Origin of the sequence: Sphingobacterium mizutaii (genome assembly GCF_900187125.1) — a bacterium.
Lineage (GTDB): Bacteria > Bacteroidota > Bacteroidia > Sphingobacteriales > Sphingobacteriaceae > Sphingobacterium > Sphingobacterium mizutaii.
In genome coordinates, this window is sequence record NZ_LT906468.1 from 2304368 (window position 1) to 2322975 (window position 18608).

20 protein-coding genes are annotated in these 18608 nt (G+C 36.2%); 15 read left to right on the forward strand and 5 right to left on the reverse strand.

The window, feature by feature from the left end:
* The first annotated feature begins 21 nt into the window (after positions 1-21).
* Both CKW03_RS09930 and CKW03_RS09935 read left to right on the forward strand, forming a co-directional pair.
* Complete coding sequence (locus CKW03_RS09930) at positions 22-417, forward strand: hypothetical protein (protein ID WP_093096280.1); 396 nt, start codon at positions 22-24, stop codon at positions 415-417.
* Positions 418-480: 63 nt separating this feature from the next.
* Positions 481-1269 (forward strand): SDR family oxidoreductase, encoded by a 789-nt coding sequence (locus tag CKW03_RS09935; protein WP_093096281.1) that lies wholly within the window; start codon positions 481-483, stop codon positions 1267-1269.
* 16 nt (positions 1270-1285) lie between these two features.
* Here the strand turns inward: CKW03_RS09935 and CKW03_RS09940 are convergent, their stop codons facing one another.
* A complete protein-coding gene (locus CKW03_RS09940) occupies positions 1286-2161 on the reverse strand; it encodes a PPK2 family polyphosphate kinase (RefSeq protein ID WP_093096284.1) in 876 nt (291 codons plus the stop codon).
* 197 nt (positions 2162-2358) lie between these two features.
* Here CKW03_RS09940 and CKW03_RS09945 point away from each other — a divergent pair, with 197 nt between their 5' ends.
* From CKW03_RS09945 to CKW03_RS10000, 12 genes are all read left to right on the forward strand, one after another.
* Entirely contained in the window at positions 2359-2985 is a 627-nt protein-coding gene (locus tag CKW03_RS09945; RefSeq protein WP_093096286.1) for a hypothetical protein, read from the forward strand.
* A 10-nt stretch (positions 2986-2995) separates the two neighbouring features.
* Positions 2996-3706 (forward strand): DUF3307 domain-containing protein, encoded by a 711-nt coding sequence (locus CKW03_RS09950; RefSeq protein ID WP_236736455.1) that lies wholly within the window; start codon positions 2996-2998, stop codon positions 3704-3706.
* Between the two features lie 6 nt (positions 3707-3712).
* Positions 3713-4864: a serine hydrolase domain-containing protein gene (locus CKW03_RS09955; protein ID WP_093096289.1), complete on the forward strand. Its 1152-nt coding sequence runs from the start codon at positions 3713-3715 to the stop codon at positions 4862-4864.
* A gap of 133 nt (positions 4865-4997) precedes the next feature.
* The gene (gene fabV, locus CKW03_RS09960; RefSeq protein WP_093096292.1) at positions 4998-6197 is read left to right on the forward strand and encodes an enoyl-ACP reductase FabV; all 1200 of its coding nucleotides are present in this window, start codon (positions 4998-5000) and stop codon (positions 6195-6197) included.
* Positions 6198-6598: 401 nt separating this feature from the next.
* Positions 6599-8818, forward strand: a complete 2220-nt coding sequence (locus tag CKW03_RS09965) for an ATP-binding protein (protein WP_093096294.1) — start codon at positions 6599-6601, stop codon at positions 8816-8818.
* Positions 8819-8971: 153 nt separating this feature from the next.
* Positions 8972-10762 carry a translation elongation factor 4 gene (lepA, locus tag CKW03_RS09970; protein ID WP_093096295.1) on the forward strand — a complete coding sequence of 597 codons (1791 nt, stop codon included), beginning with the start codon at positions 8972-8974 and terminating at the stop codon, positions 10760-10762.
* Between the two features lie 24 nt (positions 10763-10786).
* Positions 10787-11674: a bifunctional 5,10-methylenetetrahydrofolate dehydrogenase/5,10-methenyltetrahydrofolate cyclohydrolase gene (locus tag CKW03_RS09975; protein WP_093096296.1), complete on the forward strand. Its 888-nt coding sequence runs from the start codon at positions 10787-10789 to the stop codon at positions 11672-11674.
* 125 nt (positions 11675-11799) lie between these two features.
* Positions 11800-12393 (forward strand): DUF1003 domain-containing protein, encoded by a 594-nt coding sequence (locus CKW03_RS09980; protein ID WP_093096298.1) that lies wholly within the window; start codon positions 11800-11802, stop codon positions 12391-12393.
* A gap of 106 nt (positions 12394-12499) precedes the next feature.
* The gene (locus CKW03_RS09985) at positions 12500-13006 is read left to right on the forward strand and encodes a hypothetical protein (protein ID WP_093096300.1); all 507 of its coding nucleotides are present in this window, start codon (positions 12500-12502) and stop codon (positions 13004-13006) included.
* Positions 13007-13191: 185 nt separating this feature from the next.
* Positions 13192-13641 carry a GreA/GreB family elongation factor gene (locus CKW03_RS09990; RefSeq protein ID WP_093096302.1) on the forward strand — a complete coding sequence of 150 codons (450 nt, stop codon included), beginning with the start codon at positions 13192-13194 and terminating at the stop codon, positions 13639-13641.
* A 247-nt stretch (positions 13642-13888) separates the two neighbouring features.
* A complete protein-coding gene (locus CKW03_RS09995) occupies positions 13889-14380 on the forward strand; it encodes a BON domain-containing protein (RefSeq protein ID WP_093096304.1) in 492 nt (163 codons plus the stop codon).
* An 8-nt stretch (positions 14381-14388) separates the two neighbouring features.
* A complete protein-coding gene (locus CKW03_RS10000) occupies positions 14389-14811 on the forward strand; it encodes an SH3 domain-containing protein (protein WP_093096306.1) in 423 nt (140 codons plus the stop codon).
* 70 nt (positions 14812-14881) lie between these two features.
* Here CKW03_RS10000 and CKW03_RS10005 read toward each other — a convergent pair whose 3' ends face one another.
* From CKW03_RS10005 to CKW03_RS10020, 4 genes are all read right to left on the reverse strand, one after another.
* Positions 14882-15889: a YCF48-related protein gene (locus CKW03_RS10005; protein ID WP_093096307.1), complete on the reverse strand. Its 1008-nt coding sequence runs from the start codon at positions 15887-15889 to the stop codon at positions 14882-14884.
* A 1-nt stretch (position 15890) separates the two neighbouring features.
* On the reverse strand, positions 15891-16553 hold the full coding sequence (locus CKW03_RS10010) for a YceH family protein (RefSeq protein ID WP_093096309.1): 663 nt from the start codon (positions 16551-16553) through the stop codon (positions 15891-15893).
* Positions 16554-16730: 177 nt separating this feature from the next.
* Positions 16731-16976 carry a hypothetical protein gene (locus CKW03_RS10015; protein ID WP_093096312.1) on the reverse strand — a complete coding sequence of 82 codons (246 nt, stop codon included), beginning with the start codon at positions 16974-16976 and terminating at the stop codon, positions 16731-16733.
* 349 nt (positions 16977-17325) lie between these two features.
* Positions 17326-18003: an Ig-like domain-containing protein gene (locus tag CKW03_RS10020; RefSeq protein WP_093096313.1), complete on the reverse strand. Its 678-nt coding sequence runs from the start codon at positions 18001-18003 to the stop codon at positions 17326-17328.
* A 139-nt stretch (positions 18004-18142) separates the two neighbouring features.
* Between CKW03_RS10020 and CKW03_RS10025 the strand changes: the two genes are divergently transcribed.
* Positions 18143-18586, forward strand: coding sequence for a hypothetical protein (locus CKW03_RS10025; protein WP_093096316.1), 444 nt, complete (start codon positions 18143-18145; stop codon positions 18584-18586).
* Positions 18587-18608 lie beyond the last annotated feature (22 nt).

Consider the following 18608-nt stretch of genomic DNA (forward strand, 5'->3'; position numbering starts at 1 on the left):
GGTTTTAAATATTTAATTATTATGAATTCAGAAGAGAACAAAAAGCAAAATAAAGCTAATGATGATGACCAAGGGCCTAAGGATCCAAATGACTTGGCCTATAATAAGGAAGATGCTTCATACGAATTAGATGTCAATGATAAAGATCCAGATTGGGAGCATCCCTCTGACTATGATACTATCAGCGAAGGAGCGGCAGATGATGACTCCACCTACGATTCTTCAAATCCTTATGTGGGCGATGAATATGCACCATTGGAAGAGTTGGAAGAGGAAGATTTAGAAGATAACAATATGCACATAGAAGGAGAGAGCATCGTCCGGGTTTCCAAAGAAGATGAAGAGCTCTCTAAAGATGCTGAGGATGATCGTGTTGATCTTGATGAAGAGGGCTATCCAAAATATGAGGGTGATTAAAACCTATTGGAATAGTCGGTTTTTCTTATTGAATGGCTATATTTAGGCTTTCAAAATTTTGATATGCATATTGATTTAACAGGTAAAAAGGCCTTGGTTGGAGGCGCCACTTCAGGGATCGGGAAAGCAATTGCTAAGGAATTGGCAGCTTGTGGAGCCGAAGTCACTTTGATGGCCAGAAATGAAGATAAATTAAAAGATGTGTTGAAAGATCTGTCTGTCGGAAATGGGCAGCAACATGGCTTTCTGAAAACAGATTTTATGGATTTTGAGCAACATCAAGCTAATTTAACGGCCTATTTTGATGCGAATCAGGTCGATGTCTTGGTGAATAATACCAATGGACCTGCAGCTGGAGATGTATCCCATAAAAATATCGCTGATTATCAGCAGGCCTTCGACCTATTGTTCAAAAATGCAGTGTACACTTCAGAATTAGCTTTGAAGGGTATGCGTGGCTCAGGTTTTGGACGCATTATCAATGTTTCTTCCTTAACGGTTAAAGAGCCCCAAGATAGTTTAGTGCTTTCAAACACCATGCGCGTTGCCTTAGTAAGCTGGAGTAAATCGCTTTCAAAAGCTGTTGCTGCCGATGGCATTACGGTCAATTCGATATTGACAGGCTACTTTGCTACGGATAGGCTCTATGATCTGATGAACAATCAGGCAAAAAATGAAGGCGTTTCTTTAGAGACGATTGAAAAGCGACGGATTGAAAGCATGCCCATCAAGCGATTGGGTAAACCAGAGGAATATGGGTATTTGGCGGCATTCTTAGCTTCTCCTTATGCCAGTTTCTTGACGGGAGCCTCTATACCATTGGATGGTGGCCTTTCGAATGTCGTATTTTAAGATAATCAGTTGGAAGCTATTCCGCTTCCAACTGTTCTTTATATTTCTTCTTGTGTTCTTCGATCTCTTCTGACATTTCAGGGTACTTGATATCCTTGTATTCCGATAATACCTCGTAAATAATCTTGGCGACCAAGAATCTACTGATTGGCTTGGAATCTGAAGGGATCACATACCAGGGTGCATGTTTTTTGCTGGTGTTCTTGATGGCATCTTCATAGCATTCCATGTATTTGCTCCATAGTGCTCTTTCTTTCAGGTCCCCGGGAGAGAACTTCCAATTCTTTTCTTCCTCTTCTAATCGGCTCAAGAGCCTGTCACGTTGTTCCTCCTTGCTGACATTCAAAAAGAATTTGAAGACAATCATTCCATTTTGTGTCAATCGTTCTTCAAAGTTATTGATCTGTTTGAAGCGCATTTCCCAAAAATCATTGGGTAAGTTGTTTGGGTCAGTAATATGGGGAATCCTTTCGTTCATTAGATATTCAGGATGTACCCTGGTCACCAATACATTTTCATAATGGGTTCGATTGAAGACTGTGAATTTTCCTTTTTCTGGCAACCTTATTTCATGTCTCCATAAATAATCATGTTGTAGCTCGATCTCTGTTGGAGTCTTGAAACTTTCAACGACCACTCCGCGTACATTCATCTCTTTGAAGACTTCCCTAATCAGTGAGTCCTTTCCTGAAGTGTCCATCCCTTGTAAACAGATCAATACGGAATATCTATCATCTGCATACATTTTGTCCTGTATTGCAGCAATTTTCTTTCTTAATTCCTTTAATTCAAGTTTTGCTTCATCCTTGCTTATCTCATCTTTTATATCGGTAGGATGTTCATTTAGTTTGAAATTGCTTTTTGCTGTTAGCCTTTTTGCATAGTTTCCCATAAGCTTTATTTTGTAGAACACAATTTAATAAATAATTGTTTATTCTAGGTTTTGTGTAGTACTCATTTAGTTATTATCAAGATTGCTGATAATCAAAAATATCACTTATTTTAATGATAAATTTAATTATCATCGTTTTTAGTGATAAATTTGTTTATCATTTATTTTGATGATAATAAGAAATATCATTATATTGGATGATTAATAAAAAGAAAAGGATGAGTTACCATGTCATATTAACAGGAGATGTTGTACATTCTAGGTCGCATGATGCGAAAGAATGGTTGCCAAGGTTAGAGCGAGGCATCAAGAAGCATGCACTGACCTATGATATTTTCCGTGGGGACAGTTTTCAGGCGGAAGTCCCAATTGAGGCCTGTTTTCAGGCTATCTTTTACCTGAAGTCAGAAATGAGGCAATTGGAAGGAATGGATATCCGAATAGGCATAGGAGTGGGGCAGGTAGATTTCATTGATAAGGACATTAAGAAATCTAGTGGTGAAGCATTTGTCCTTTCTGGTCAATCATTGGATGGCTTGAGTAAGGAGAGTTTGGAATTCAAGTCCAAATGGAAGGATTTGGATGAACGCATGAATTTAATTTTGACCTTGTGCACTCGCTTAACTGATCAATGGACTCCGAACATGGCGGAAACCGTGCAGGCAGCAATGGATTATCCAAATGCCAACCAGACGGAGCTGACGAAGATCATAGGAAGAAAACATCAGAGTCAGGTAAGCACAGAGCTTAGTAAGGCGAACTATTCAAAGATCAACCAAGTTATAGAATATTGCACAAAAGAGTTGAAGGCCTATGTTAATTGATTTGCTTAAAATGTTGATATCCCACATTTTAGGGGATTTTGTTTTTCAGCCTAAATCATGGGTTGAAAAACGTAAGACACATATACAATATTTGTTTTATCATGTTGCGGTGCATGCGGGGCTATTGATCTTGTTTTTTATAAATGATCTGGGCAACAAGTGGCAAAGCATCCTTTTTCTGGTTGCAGCGCATTTAGCAATCGACAGCCTCAAAATAGGTTGGGAACAAAAATGGCCATCTAATCCTGTCCGGATATTCTTAGTGGATCAAGCTCTGCATATAATGAGCATATTTGCTGTATATTATTTCAATAATAGGACAGGTTTCCATGATATATTAGCGAACATAGACTGGAATCATGTATTGCTATTTACGATTGCCATTTTGCTGATCGTATTTGTCATACCCATCATTATCCGTGTATTTTTTAGCAAATGGAACAAGGAAGTTGAATTCAATAGCAAGCGAAAAGAGACCTTATTTGATGCTGGGACCATCATCGGGATTCTAGAGCGCGCGATGATATTGGGTTTTGTGATACTCGGTTTGAATGAAGGTATAGGCTTCCTTTTAGCTGCAAAATCAATATTCAGGTTTGGGGACCTGACGAATGCCAAAGACACAAAGTTTACGGAGTATGTACTGATCGGTACCTTATTGAGTTTTGGTCTTGGAATGTTGGTCGCATTCGGCTTAAAATATCTACTAACAATAATATAATCTACTATGAAAATAAATCTAAAAAGATTTAAGAGTTTGTTTTGTCTGTTTACAGCAGTCTCATTGAGTACGGGGGCAATGGCACAAAGTGCTTCATTTGAATCGGACCTGAAGAAAATAACCGATAAATATGAGGCAGTTGGTTTGGCTATTGTGGTTGTAAAAAACGGAAAGCCAGTTTATGAAAAGGCATTTGGATATAAAGACCTTGAAACTAAAGCCCCTCTAACTACAAATGATCTTTTCAGGATTGCATCCATTTCCAAATCATTCAGTTCTACAGCCATCATGCAATTGGTAGAAAAGGGCAAGGTTTCGTTGGATGATGATATTAGCGATTTAGTAGGGTTTAAAGTTAGAAACCCTAAATTTCCAGATACCAAGATAACCTTAGAAATGATGCTATCTCATCGTTCAAGTTTGAATGATAGCAATGGTTATTTTACATTCGATGTGCTGGATACCACTAAAAACAAGGATTGGGCAAAATCTTACAACAACTATGAACCAGGAACTGATTATGAATACTGTAATTTAAATTTCAATATGATCGGAGCTGTTTTAGAAAGACTGACAAATGTTCGGTTTGACAATTATATAAAACAACAGATCTTAAACCCATTAAAATTGGAGGCCGGCTTTTGTGTGGATTCATTGGACCACAAAAGATTTGCAAAACTATATGACAAGGAAAATGGAGTATATGTTGAGCAAAAAGCAGCATATAATCCAAGGTCCGAGGAAATCAAGAATTATACGATGGGTGTGAGTACGCCTGTATTTTCGCCAACCGGCGGGATGAAAATTTCGGCCAAGGACCTAGCAAAGTATATGCAGATGCACATGAATCATGGAAAACTCGGAAAAGTTAAGTTAATTTCAAAAGCTAGTTCAAAAAAGATGCAGACTGGATTATCAGCTAAAGAAAATTATGGATTAGCTTTGCTGGAATCAGACCGATTAATTCCTGGGGAACATATGATCGGACATACAGGTTCGGCTTATGGCTTATATAGCAATATGTTTTTTGAGCCTAAGAAAAAGTTTGGCTTTGTGGTGATTACAAATGGCTGCATTCCGACGATAGACCGAAATGAAGATATTGTAATGTCGAAAGAAGTTATTAACTTACTCTATCAAGACTTCATAAAAAAATAGTAGCAAGCGCCATTAACCTTCTGAGCATTAGGTTGCAAGGATTTGAAAAGGATTAAAGGGGGATATTTAGGGGCGGTTTACTTGAAAAATTAACTACTTTTGTAAAAATTATTCAAATTGAGAATTTAGCAATATGATTATTCAACCAAGAACTAGAGGTTTTATCTGCTTGACAGCGCATCCAGAAGGAGCGGCAGAGAATATCAAAAACCAAATCGATTACGTAAAATCTAAAGGCGAGATTAAAAACGGGCCTAAGAAGGTATTGGTAATCGGTGCATCTACTGGATTTGGGATTGCTTCACGCATTAGTGCTGCATTCGGTTCAGGAGCAGCAACTATCGGGGTGTTTTTTGAAAAACCAGCATCTGAAGGAAAATTAGGTACTGCAGGTTGGTACAACAGTGCTGCTTTTGAAAAAGAAGCGCACGCTGCCGGTTTATATGCAAAAAGTATCAATGGTGATGCTTTCTCAGATGAGATCAAGGCTCAAACCATTGACTTAATCAAAAAAGATCTAGGTCAAGTTGACTTGGTTGTATATTCTTTAGCATCTCCGCGTCGTACGCATCCAAAAACAGGTGTTCAACATGCTTCAGTATTAAAGCCAATTGAACAACCTTTCACTAATAAAACTGTAGATTTCCACTCTGGTGTAGTTTCAGATATCAGCATACAACCAGTAGATTCAGAGGATGACATCAACAATACCGTAGCTGTAATGGGCGGTGAAGATTGGAAATTCTGGATTGAAGACCTTAAGGCTGCAGGTGTTCTGGCAGAAGGCGTAAAAACTGTTGCTTATTCATATATCGGCCCTGAATTGACTTACCCTATCTATAGAAATGGTACAATCGGCCGTGCGAAAGATGATTTGGAAGGAACTGTTCCAACCATCAACGAGATTTTAAAAGATTTGCATGGTATTTCATACGTTTCTGTAAACAAGGCTTTGGTTACTCAATCAAGCTCTGCAATTCCTGTGGTTCCATTGTATATTTCATTGTTATATAAAGTGATGAAAGAAAAAGGAATCCATGAAGGAACCATCGAGCAGATGCAAAGATTGTTTGCCGAAAGATTATACAACAATGTAGAGACTCCTTTGGATGAAAAAGGAAGAATCCGCGTGGATGATCTTGAAATGAGAGCTGATGTTCAAGAGGAAGTTGCAAAACTTTGGGAACAAGCAAATACTGAAAATTTAGAAGAGATTTCGGATATCAAAGGTTACCGTGATGATTTCTTCCAATTGTTTGGTTTTAATTTCGATAATATCGATTACGATAAAGATACAAGTGAATTGGTACAAGTGCCAAGTTTGGCAGAATAAGTCCAAGCTTTAAAAGCATAAAAAGGAGTTGTCATCTGGCAGCTCCTTTTTTATTGCTCAAAAGGGAATGTCCAGAGATTTACATGTTGTAAATTCATCTATATAGAATTTAATAATTCATTATTCAAATCGATTTTTCAGAATGGTTTAAGGGATATGGCTTCCAGAGTTTCTGTTGTTTTTATTAAATTCTTATTCAATATTTTTAACAGGTAACTTATTGAAAATAAGATAATAGTATGATTCTTTGAAATTTTAGTGATTTATTGATACTCAATATTGATAAAAATATAGTTTGGATATATTTAAACTTGATTTCTTTTTTCTAATTTTAACTGCTGTTTGAAAAACATCTGGCCAAACCAGGATAGTAAGAAGTTTCTAACTATGAATTAACGTAAATGGATAATCGGGTTATTCTTGAGGAAGAACATTTGAATCTCAGTGAAGGGATTCAAGAGTTCGGTTATTTATTGATAGTCGATTTAGATTATAACCTCATAGCAGGTAGTGAAAACTGTGAGCATTGGCTAAACAATGATGTAATCAATGTTTTAGGGCTTAATTTATGGGAAATTTTAACTGAATATTTCTCCAAATATGTTGTCAGTATAAAGATTGCCATCGATCAAGTAATCAATGAAACAAATGAACGTGTTTTATTGGAATTGACGATTCTTGATGAACCATATTACCTGAATATCTATCTATTCAATGACAAGTTCTATTTAGAGTTTGAGAAGAAATTTGAAGACTCCAATGTTTTCTTTCCGAAATTTGAAATCGTAGACAAGCTATTAAGTGATAGCAAAGGAAAGATATGGAAAGTGGTCAGTTCCTATATCTCCAAAATATCAGGTTTTGATCGTGTTAGAGTTTTTCAATATGTAGGGAATGGGGATGGATATGTTGTTGCTGAAAGTATTGAGAATTCAGACCTGGAAAAATTATTGGGGAGCTATTATCCCGATATGGATATTTTTAAGCATGCCAAAAACATTCATACGGTTAATTTTCATCGCTATACTGCCCAAGTGAATGGCAAGACCATAAAAATAATTAGCAAAGACCATTTCAAGCCCAATTTATCGCAGACTAATATTAGGATGATTTCTCCTCTTCATGCGAAATACCTCATTAAGGATGGAGTCAATTCAAATCTAAGTGTATCTCTTCAAATTGATGGAAAGATATGGGGCTATGTATTCTGTCAAAGTAAAAAAGGTAAGAAAATAAACCTACTCAAACGTGAGGCCATGGTCTATTTTATCCAAATGGCTATTTACCGATACGAAGAGGAGCAAAAGAACAAAATTAAGGACTTTCAAGATGATATCCGGAATTTTGAGTTGCAGCTGAAGGAAAAGTTAATCCTGAAAAATAATCTTGCGGAGGCTTTTATGGAGCTCGATAAGGAGCTTTGCTATTATGCCAAAGCAGATGCTATGCTTATTTTGATAAATGGCAGACTCTATACCTATAATATCTCCATTGGATTTGACAAAGTCTTGGACATTAAAGGGCTTCTTTCCAGAATCACTGCTGACCCCATATTCTTTGATTCTGAATTTATATTAAAATATGGTGAAGAGTTAGGTTTGGATGCCGAACGCTTTGTAGGTCTGGCTGCATTGAAAGTGGAGTTGGAAGAGAATTGCACCGTATTTTGGTTTAGGAAGGAAAAAGAATTAAGAAGGAAATGGGTGGCTAAACCTGAATCGAGAATAAACCTGAATCTTCCAAATGATTCATTTGAAAAGGAAGAACATCCTGTGCTTGATATTTGGCATCAGAAAACCGTAGGGACCTGCGAGCCTTGGCAAGATAATGAAGTCTACTTTATTAAACGGCTTAGAAATCTGATCATTCAGAGCAGTAAGAATTTTTCTCAAGAAATCGATAAATTGAACAAAGAGGTTGTAGACTTAAATAGGGCATTGGATAATTATGCTCATACCGTTAGTCATGACCTTAAAAATCCATTATCGGCAATCAATCTATCTACGCAGATGCTACTTCAGCGTCCGGAAATGAAGAATGACCTGAAATTGAAAATGCTCAAGAATACTACGGAGGCTGTAGAGGTAATTTCTGAACTCTTGAAAAGTATTCATGATTTCTCCAAAGTGAAAGATTACCAGTACAGAATGGAACCCGTTTATGTGGATGAGTTCTTGAAGCAAATAGTCAATTTCAGTCAGTTGAGGTATAATGCCATGAAGACTGAGGTGCAGTATGGGAATATCCTGCCTGTCTATGGTGAAAGAAGTATCGTGTATCAATTGTTCCAAAACCTAATTGGCAATGCCATTAAATACAGTGCTAAGGTAGAAAACCCAGTAGTTTCCATTTCTTCAAGTTTCAAACATGAGTTTGTCCGCTATACCATCCAAGATAATGGAATTGGAATCGCTAAAGAGGAGCTAAGTACCATTTATGATTCCTTCAAACGGATGTCCAATGCCAATAATTATGAGGGGACAGGCTTGGGTTTGACCATTGTAAAAAGGATTGCCGATCGTCTGCATATTACAATCGAAGTGGAAAGTGAAATTGGGAAAGGCACCTGTTTCCATTTATTGTTTCCAAAGGAGGTTTTCCTACTTCCTGCCAAATCATAGCCTAAAGCAAATTCTTTAATCCGAGGAAAATCCAGTATTCATGAAAATAGGGCGTAAATGTTTCTATTATTCGGAAATAGATGATTATAATAGCTAAAAAGCTCACTTAAAAAAATTATATTTGCGAATTAAATTGAAGGCATAATAACCTATATGAAGCATATACGCAATTTTTGTATCATCGCACATATCGACCACGGGAAAAGTACTTTGGCCGATAGATTATTAGAGTATACCAATACCATTACCCAACGTGAAGCACAAGCTCAATTGTTGGATAATATGGACTTGGAACGTGAAAGAGGGATTACGATTAAGAGCCATGCAATCCAAATGGAGTATACCAAAGATGGACAGACGTATGTGTTGAATCTGATTGACACTCCGGGTCACGTGGATTTCTCTTATGAAGTTTCTAGATCGATTGCTGCTTGTGAAGGCGCATTGCTGATCGTTGATGCTTCCCAAGGTATTCAGGCGCAAACTATTTCCAACCTATATCTAGCACTTGAGCATGATCTTGAAATTATCCCAATTTTGAATAAGATGGATTTACCAGGAGCTATGCCAGAGGAAGTGAAGGATCAAATCGTTGAATTGATCGGAGGAAAACGAGAAGAAATTATTCCTGCATCCGGAAAAACCGGAATGGGAATTCCTGATATCCTAGCCGCTATTATTGAGCGTATTCCTGCACCTGTAGGTGATCCTGAAGCTCCTTTGCAAGCTTTGATCTTTGACTCTGTATTCAACTCTTTTAGAGGGATTATGGCTTATTTCAAAGTTGAAAACGGAGAAATTAGAAAAGGAGACCGCGTTAAGTTTGTCGCTACTGGAAAAGAATATATAGCTGATGAGGTTGGGACTTTGAAGTTAAACCAGGTTCCAAAAGAAGTGATCAAGACTGGTGATGTAGGTTATATTATTTCGGGGATTAAGGAAGCTAGAGAGGTAAAAGTAGGGGATACCATCACCAAGAAAGATCGCCCTTGTGCTCAAGCTATCCAAGGTTTTGAGGAAGTTAAGCCGATGGTATTTGCGGGTATATATCCGGTAGATACCGAAGATTATGAAGAGCTAAGGGAGTCGATGCACCGTTTGCAATTAAATGATGCTTCGTTAGTATTTGAACCTGAATCTTCAGCTGCATTGGGCTTTGGTTTCCGTTGTGGTTTCTTAGGAATGCTACACATGGAAATTATTCAAGAACGTTTAGAGCGTGAGTTCGATATGACAGTTATTACGACTGTTCCTAACGTTTCATACTTAGCGTACTTGTCCAAAAACCATGAAGAGATTGTCGTTCATAACCCTTCTGACCTTCCTGATCCAAGTAAATTGGACAGTATCGAAGAACCTTATATCAAAGCCAATATCATTACTAAGGCGGAATTCGTTGGTCCTGTAATGTCACTTTGTATTCAGAAACGCGGAACTATCGTTAACCAATCATATTTAACTTCTGATCGCGTAGAATTGGTGTTTGAAATGCCAATGGGAGAAATTGTATTTGACTTCTACGATAAGTTAAAGACAATTTCTAAAGGATATGCATCATTTGATTACCATCAAATTGGCTATAGACAATCTGATTTGGTGAAATTGGATATTCGTCTGAACGATGAGCCAGTGGATGCCTTATCATCTTTGATCCACAGAAGTAATGCTTATGATTTTGGAAAGAAAATCTGTGAGAAATTAAAAGAACTATTACCAAGACAGCAGTTTGAAATCCGTATCCAAGCATCTATTGGTGCAAAGATTATTGCTAGGGAAACAATTTCTGCTTTGCGTAAGGATGTAACCGCTAAATGTTATGGTGGTGATATTTCGCGTAAGCGTAAGTTGTTGGAAAAGCAGAAGAAAGGTAAAAAACGTATGCGTCAGGTTGGAAACGTAGAGATTCCTCAATCAGCATTTATGGCGGTTCTGAAATTAGATTAAGATAATCAACCTATAAAATATATCATGAATTTACTGGACGGTAAAGAAGTATCAACCAAAGTTAAAGAAGACATCAAGAGAGAGGCTGCAGAACTGACCGCTAAGTTAGGTCGCAAACCTCATTTGGTAGCTATTTTAGTCGGAAACGACGGTGGCAGTGAAACTTATGTTGCGAGCAAAATGAGAAATTGTGAGCAAGTGGGATTCGATTCTACCAACCTTCGTTATGATACGGACATCACTGAAAAAGAATTACTGGAAAAGATCAATGAGATCAATGCTGATGATAGCATCGATGGATTGATCGTTCAATTGCCTTTGCCTAAACATATTGATCCTGAAAAAGTAACCGAAGCCATTGATTACCGAAAAGATGTTGATGGATTCCATCCAATCAATTTAGGTAGAATGCAACGTAACTTGCCTTGCTTTATTCCTGCTACCCCTTATGGCATCATGTTGATGTTAGAGCACTATGGGATTGATACTGCAGGTAAAAAGGCCGTCATTGTCGGAAGAAGCAATATCGTGGGTTCTCCGATGAGTATCTTGTTGGCAAGAAATTCTAATCCAGGAAACTGTACAGTTACCTTGACACATAGTAGGACAAAAGATCTAAAAGCTGAGGTTTTGCAAGGGGACATTGTTGTTGCAGCGATTGGTAAAAAGAATTTTGTTACTGCTGACATGGTCAAAGATGGCGCAATTGTTATTGATGTGGGAATCAATAGGGAAAACTCGACTGAAACAAAATCAGGATTTAAACTTTATGGAGATGTGGATTTTGAACACGTAGCTCCAAAATCATCATGGATTACTCCAGTTCCAGGAGGTGTTGGTCTAATGACTATTATAGGTCTGTTAAAAAATACCCTTGAAGCAGCAAAAGGTACAGTTTATCCTAAAGCTTAAAAAATATTGAATTGAAATATGTTTATTTGTAGCCTCCAGTATTGGGGGCTTTTTTTTGATTATTTTACAACTATTTGGATTCTCCGCGGTTTTAGTCCATATATTAATTTCTTATTTCATAAACCATGGCTGAACTAGATCAAGTAAAGAATAAGGATATATTGGAAATGATCAACCAGAATGATGAAAACCTAAAAAAACTTCATGATATCGTTCGCAAATCATTTGAAGAGGAAAAATTAATTGTCGATAACCTCATCAATCCTACAGATGATTACCTCAATCGAGGGCAGCTTATTTCAGATAAGGTCGCCAGATTTGGTGGGAGCTGGTCATTTATTTTGATTTTCACAGGTATATTGATTGTTTGGATCTTGTATAATACATTGATGTTAAAGCAAGACCGCTTTGATCCATATCCCTTTATTTTAATGAATTTAGTTTTGTCCTGTTTGGCTGCTCTACAAGCACCCATTATTATGATGAGCCAAAACCGACAAGAGGAAAAGGACAGAAAACGTGCTGAGAATGATTACTTGGTCAATTTGAAGGCTGAACTGGAAATCAGGAGCTTGCATAAAAAAATAGATGTACTTCTGGAGGAAGAAGTAAAGCAACTCTTTGATTCCCAAGTGAACCATTTGAAGTTATTGAAGCAGCTTTCAGAACATGTGGATCGATTGGAAAAAGAATTGAAAACTAGAAATAACCAGCAATAGTATGAATAGGAGCACTATTCAATAAAATAATTGGTATAAATATTGCGTGCTGCATTCAGTATATTGATATTACAAAAAACTATTATTACACAAACAAATAAGAAACATGAAAAAAATCGCAGTTTTAGCAGCAGTTGCATGTGCACTTTCATTATCGGCATGTAACAATAACTCATCAATGGACAAAAACAATGATGGAGATACTTCAATCGGAGAGAAATTAGATCACTCTATTGAAACAACAGGAGAATCAATTGATGAAATGAAAGCGAATGCAGATGCTGAGCTAGCAAAAGCAGAAGAAAATGTAAAGAAAGCACAAGCTGATTTAGATGCTGCAGTAAAAAGTGGTGATAAAAAAGCAGAAGAAGCTGCTCAAAAAGCTTTAGATGATGCGAAATCTGCATGGGAAAAAACAAAAGATGCAGCTAAAAAAGCTGGAGAAAAAATTGAAGAAGGTGTAAACAACGCAGTTGATGCTACGAAAGAAGCTGGTCAAAAAACTGGTGAGGCGATCGACAAAACCGCTGAAAAAGTAGGTGATAAAACGAAAGAATTATCAGACGACGCTAAAAGAAAAGCAGAAAACGTTAAAAAAGCTTTAGAAAACTAATAAAATCCATTTATAGAAATGGTTATTAAGTTTTTAATTGAAAGCGCCAATAATATTGGCGCTTTTTTTATTTTTTCCGAATCTTGCAAAAAAGCCGATTAAATAGAGTTTCCTTTCCCATTCCTTTAAGAAATCCTTATTGAATTCCTATTTATTGCTGTATATTGGTGGTTTAACATTTAATAATGGATTGGAATAAAGAAGAAGTTGTAGGATATTGTTTAAAGAAATGCAGAAATAGGGTACAAGAGATTCAATCTGCCATGGATTCCGCTCAAGATGCCATCCTTAATGATACTAAAAGTAGTATGGGCGATAAGTATGAGACTTCAAGGGAAATGGCCCAACAGGAGATTAGCCGCTTACAAAATCAATTGAAACAGGCTGAAATAGATTTAGATAAAATAAATAACCTTGATCTGAATTCTTCTGAATTAGTTAGGATGGGTAGTATAGTTCAAACTGATCAATTCGATTATTTTATTGCTATTTCAATTGGAGCTGTAAAAATTAAGGAGAAGACCATCATGATTATTTCTAAAGAATCCCCGATTGGAAATTTATTGTTTGGCAAAAAAGAAAAGGAGACGGTTCAATTCAATAATAAAACAATAACCATACAAAAGATCTATTAAAATATCTTTGCAATTAAGATTTAACGAGCTTCAAGCTCGTTTTTTTATGTTTTAATATTTAAATCTTTGTTACAAAACATATTTAAGAAGGTGAGACCTTCTTTCTATTTGTTATTCTAAGAGTCATTTGATTGACGAATTTGTATAGATTGATTTACAATAAATGAAAAAAATATTTGTCAAAACTTTTTGGGATTAATTTTTGTTTAGCTTTAAGTATTATTTACCAATAAAAACAAGGTGATTTATGAATTTAAAAAAAATCTTAACTATTGCATTGGTGTCCGGAACCCTGATGACCGGAACAATTGCTTGTAAGTCCAAAATATCGGACGCCGACTTGAAAGCAAAGGTAGAAACTGCTGTTCAAGCTAATCCTGGAATAACCGTTGATGTTAAAGATGGAGTTGTAACTCTAAATGGAACGGCAAATTCAGAAGATGAGAAAGTTCAGATTGAAAATGCCGCTAAAGCTGCAGACAGCAAAGCTGTAAAATCTGTTCAAAACAATATCGTAGTGAATACGATGCCTCCTGTTGAAATCAATACCAATGATGCAGACTTAACCTCTAAAGTGGCCGAATTTACCAAAGACTTCCCTTCCGTAAAAACCGCAGTAGCTGATGGTGTGATTACTGTAACTGGTGAATTGGAACAAGCTCGTGTTCAAGCCTTGAAAATGGGATTGGATGCTTTGAATCCAAAGAAAGTAGACATGAGTGGTTTAACTGTTAAATAGAAAAAAATATGAGTTTACAATCGAAATATCAAGTATTAATTGATACTGCAAAGGCTTCAGGAATGACTGATTTAGCAATTGCAGAACAAGACGGTGTTTTACATATCCAAGGTACAGCGCCTAGCGCAGATGTGAAAAATAAACTGTGGGATATTTACAACCAGATTGATCCTAACTTTTTAACTGGCGATGTTGTTATGAATGTTGATGTTTCAACTGCCGTTGCAGGATCACAAGTTCGTGTTATTACCGAAAGCAGTAATTTAAATATCCGTAAAGGCCCAGGAACAGATCAACCAATTGTAGGTAAAGCGGCTAAAGATGAAATCATTAATTTGATCAGTCGCGCTAATGATCAGTGGTGGTTAGTGAGAACTAAAGATGGTGAAGAAGGATATTGCTATGCGCAATATTTAGAGCCTGTGAGCTAAGATTATTCTTTGCATATATAAAAAGCCCGTTATTTTCGTAACGGGCTTTTTTCTTCTGAAAAAATATCTTTTATAAACTCAATTGGACTACATTGCCATTGCTTCCAGCCAAATAAATTATTTTTTTATTGGATGAAACAGCAATTACATTGAAACTTTCAGTTGAGATGTTCTTCCAAGTTTTACCTGAATCATAGGAAATGTCAGTGCCGGAAGTTCCAGTAGCGATGAGGGTTTCAGGAGAGATATACTTAACTGATGATCGATATCCATGAACTGGTATTTCTGGCTTATCCCAAGATAAACCCCCATTATGAGTTAAGAGAATGTTGTTGCTATTGTCTTTGTCTGATGTGTAATTGCCACCAACGACAACACCTACTCGTTCATTGAGGAAGTCAATGGAAAAGATTCCTGTACTAGCTGCACCAGACCAAATCGGAACATCTTGCACATCAAGCTTCCGCTCTTTCTCGCTTCTTTTCATTAAACTCGAGTATGTACCGCCTGTACCGATATATAACCAATCATTGATAACCTGTAGGGAAGACCCACTTGCCGCAAATGCAGCTTCCCCAGGTTCAGCAAACAGATGGATTTCTTCGGTTACATCGGTCCAGTTTTTTCCTTTATTGTTGCTCTTTAATAACTGAAATTGTCCTTCTATAGGATCTCCTATAACATAGCCAGTTTTGCCACTGAAATCCATTCCATCTAAAAATATAGCTGGATCTTCATTTTTATAGGTCTCTATCCATGTTTTTCCACCATCTTTGGTATATAATATAACTGCAGGAGCCCCAGCGCTTACTATAACTGCTTCCTTTGCGCTGAATACTTCAATGTCCCTGAAGTCAAATTTTTCATATCCCTTCGGCGAAACCCATTCCCAAGTTTTCCCCGAATCCATGGATTTTCCTACAGTCCCATTGCTTCCGCTCACCCATACTACCTTATTTTTATACGTCTCCAAGCCCCTAAAACTCGCTTTATTGCCAGAAGTAAGGGTTTGAAAGGATTGAGAATATGACTGAAGTGCAAATAAACAAGCAACGGATAACAGAAAATATCTTTTCATTTTATGATAGTTGTTTCATTAATTCATCAAATTCAGCTCGAAGGGTGTTTAACTGTTCTTCAAGTTGTGAGACCTTTTCCTCCAATTGCGTTATTGCAGCATTACTGGAATTGCTTGAGCTTGATGGTGCCTCATCCTCATAAGATTCCTCATCGAATTCCGCAAATAGATGGATATATCGTACTTCCTTTTGGCCAGCACGTTTTGATAATTGTTTAATATATAAAGGTTCTGAAGCACTCAATTTCTGAAGAAGCTCTTGTACTTCATCTAGATTATCAAATTCATATAAACGACCGGAATTGCTGTTAATTTCACCAGCGGTTAAAGGGCCACGCAAGAAAAGGAGACAAATTATGGCCAGTTCTTGAGGCAACAGCGGAAATTGTATGGCCAGGTTATGTTTATATTTGGTTACTCGGCTTCCACCGCCCACAACAGTAGAAATTAATCCTTTTTTCTTTAACCCATCCAAAACTTGGATAACTTGGTTTTCATCATATTGTACGACAGGTTTCCTCGAGCTTTTCTGATTACAAGCGGTTAAAAGCCCATTCAACGTCATGGGATAATATTCTGGAGTCGTCTTTGATTTTTCTAACAAAGATCCTAGTACTCTAATCTCTTCTGGGCTTAAAACTGGTAATGATTTATTTTCTTCCATACTATTTTCATGATGTGCAACTAAATATACAGATTAATACAGGAAAGGGAAGAGGTTTAGGACAATTCTTGAGCTATCCAAAGGATATTAAATGAAAAAGGAAGAACAAACTATTGATTTCAATAGCCTGTTCTTCCTCTTAATTACTGATGTTATTTTGTAGAAAGGTTTATTGCCTTATTCTACGTCCATAAACTGAGCGATTTCTTCTCTGATTTCAGACGGTAACATCATATAAATTTCTTTTTTCAAAGTGACTTGTTCTCCCTGAATGGTTGAGATTTTGCCGTCATAGCTAATAATTGACTCAAAACCACCTATTAACCATTTCCCATCTTTCTCTAGATAGTCCCGATGTTTTTCATCTAATTTCTTAAGTTCCTTAATAATTTCTTCGCTATTAAAGTTTTGGTTCTTTACCATATTGAAAAATCCTTTTTAAGTTGATTATTATTGGAAAAGGGAAAATATCAGCAAAACACTATTCTCCATTATTCAAAAAATTATCAAAAGTTAAATAACTACGGATACGCTTATGAAAATATTGTGCCAATTATGTAGAATGTTTATTAAAAAATTTACAAATAATCAGTGGTTAACATTGAGCTAACAAGATGATCTAAAAATTAACTTTAATGAATTCACTTTTGAATGTTGTTTAATTTTTTAATAGTGCGAAATCCAATAAAATGTACAGTCTTAATAATTGACGATAAATTGTATCTTATTAATAACAGATTTTCAAAGAAATTATTGCATGAAAATGAGTCAATTAGAATTTTTTCTTTTCCTCATATACTGCATATCTTCCATTCAATTGATTCTTTGTTGAAACAGCTATTATAATTTTACGTTTTTGATCCGTAAAATAATAGTCATCCTTTTCTGTCCCTATGGCTTCATATCGTTCATGAAAAAAGGAAAGGATATAATCCATATCTGTGGTAGGATTATTCTTAAATCTCACAATGGCATAGGAACATTTTCCATTCTGAAACACATAATACAAGGATTCCACATAAGGGGAATCGGGTTCAAATGCCATAGCAGGGCCTGAATCATTCAATAATTCTCTTTTTTCTAAATCCTTTATCTCTTCCTTTGAGGAACCAAAGCTTAAGACAGGTTCTGGGATATCAGTGACTTTTGGAACAACGGTGATCTCTACCGTGGACTTTTTTCCGTCCTTCGTCGCATTAATTTTTACTTTTCCTATATGATGGGCCGTGAGGAGCCCATCTTCATCGATGGTCCCAATAAATTTGTTCGAACTTTTCCATTTGGTGTTTTTATCAGCGGATTTTAACTGAATGGTTTCACCAACATATAATTTTGAAGATTGGTTTTCCTTTTCTATATCATCAATTAACAAGTCCTTTTTAACACATGAACTCAGGAAAATAGGGAAGAGGATGATGAAAATTACTCTAAAATACTGTTGTCTAGCCATAGCCTTATGTTTTTGTTTGCTAATAAGGTACTGGCTTAAAATTAACCAATAGTTAAAATAATAATAATTAATGCTTTCTCTGATGGATTCCTTATTTTAGAATTATTCACGAAAATGGAAAACATAATATTTTGATAATATGATGAAAGAAAATGAAAAGATACTCAATCTTATTCAGGTGCTGATGAACAACAAAATGTTGTCTGATTTCTTAAAAGAATACGATTATTCTGTTAATTTATTTGGTTTAAAAATATCAGATTCAAGACATTATTTTTTGAGATTATCCCAACCCAAAGATGAAATAATATTATGGTTGCAGGAAGAGTATATTCCTAAATTGGACCATACCGGCAACTGGATCCAATATCCCCCAATCGAAAATGCGCGAGTTGAACGAATTGAACCTTCAACCAAATACATTCCCACTGATCTTGCCTATGATGAATTCAAAAATAACCTACTGCAATTTTTTGAACAACTGAAAGGATACCAAGCTAATCACCTGAAGAATGTTGATCTTGATAAATTAAACCAGAGCATTGATGATCTGATTGCAGAAATAAAATCATTAGGAAACTAAAAATGGATTTACAGCATAAAAA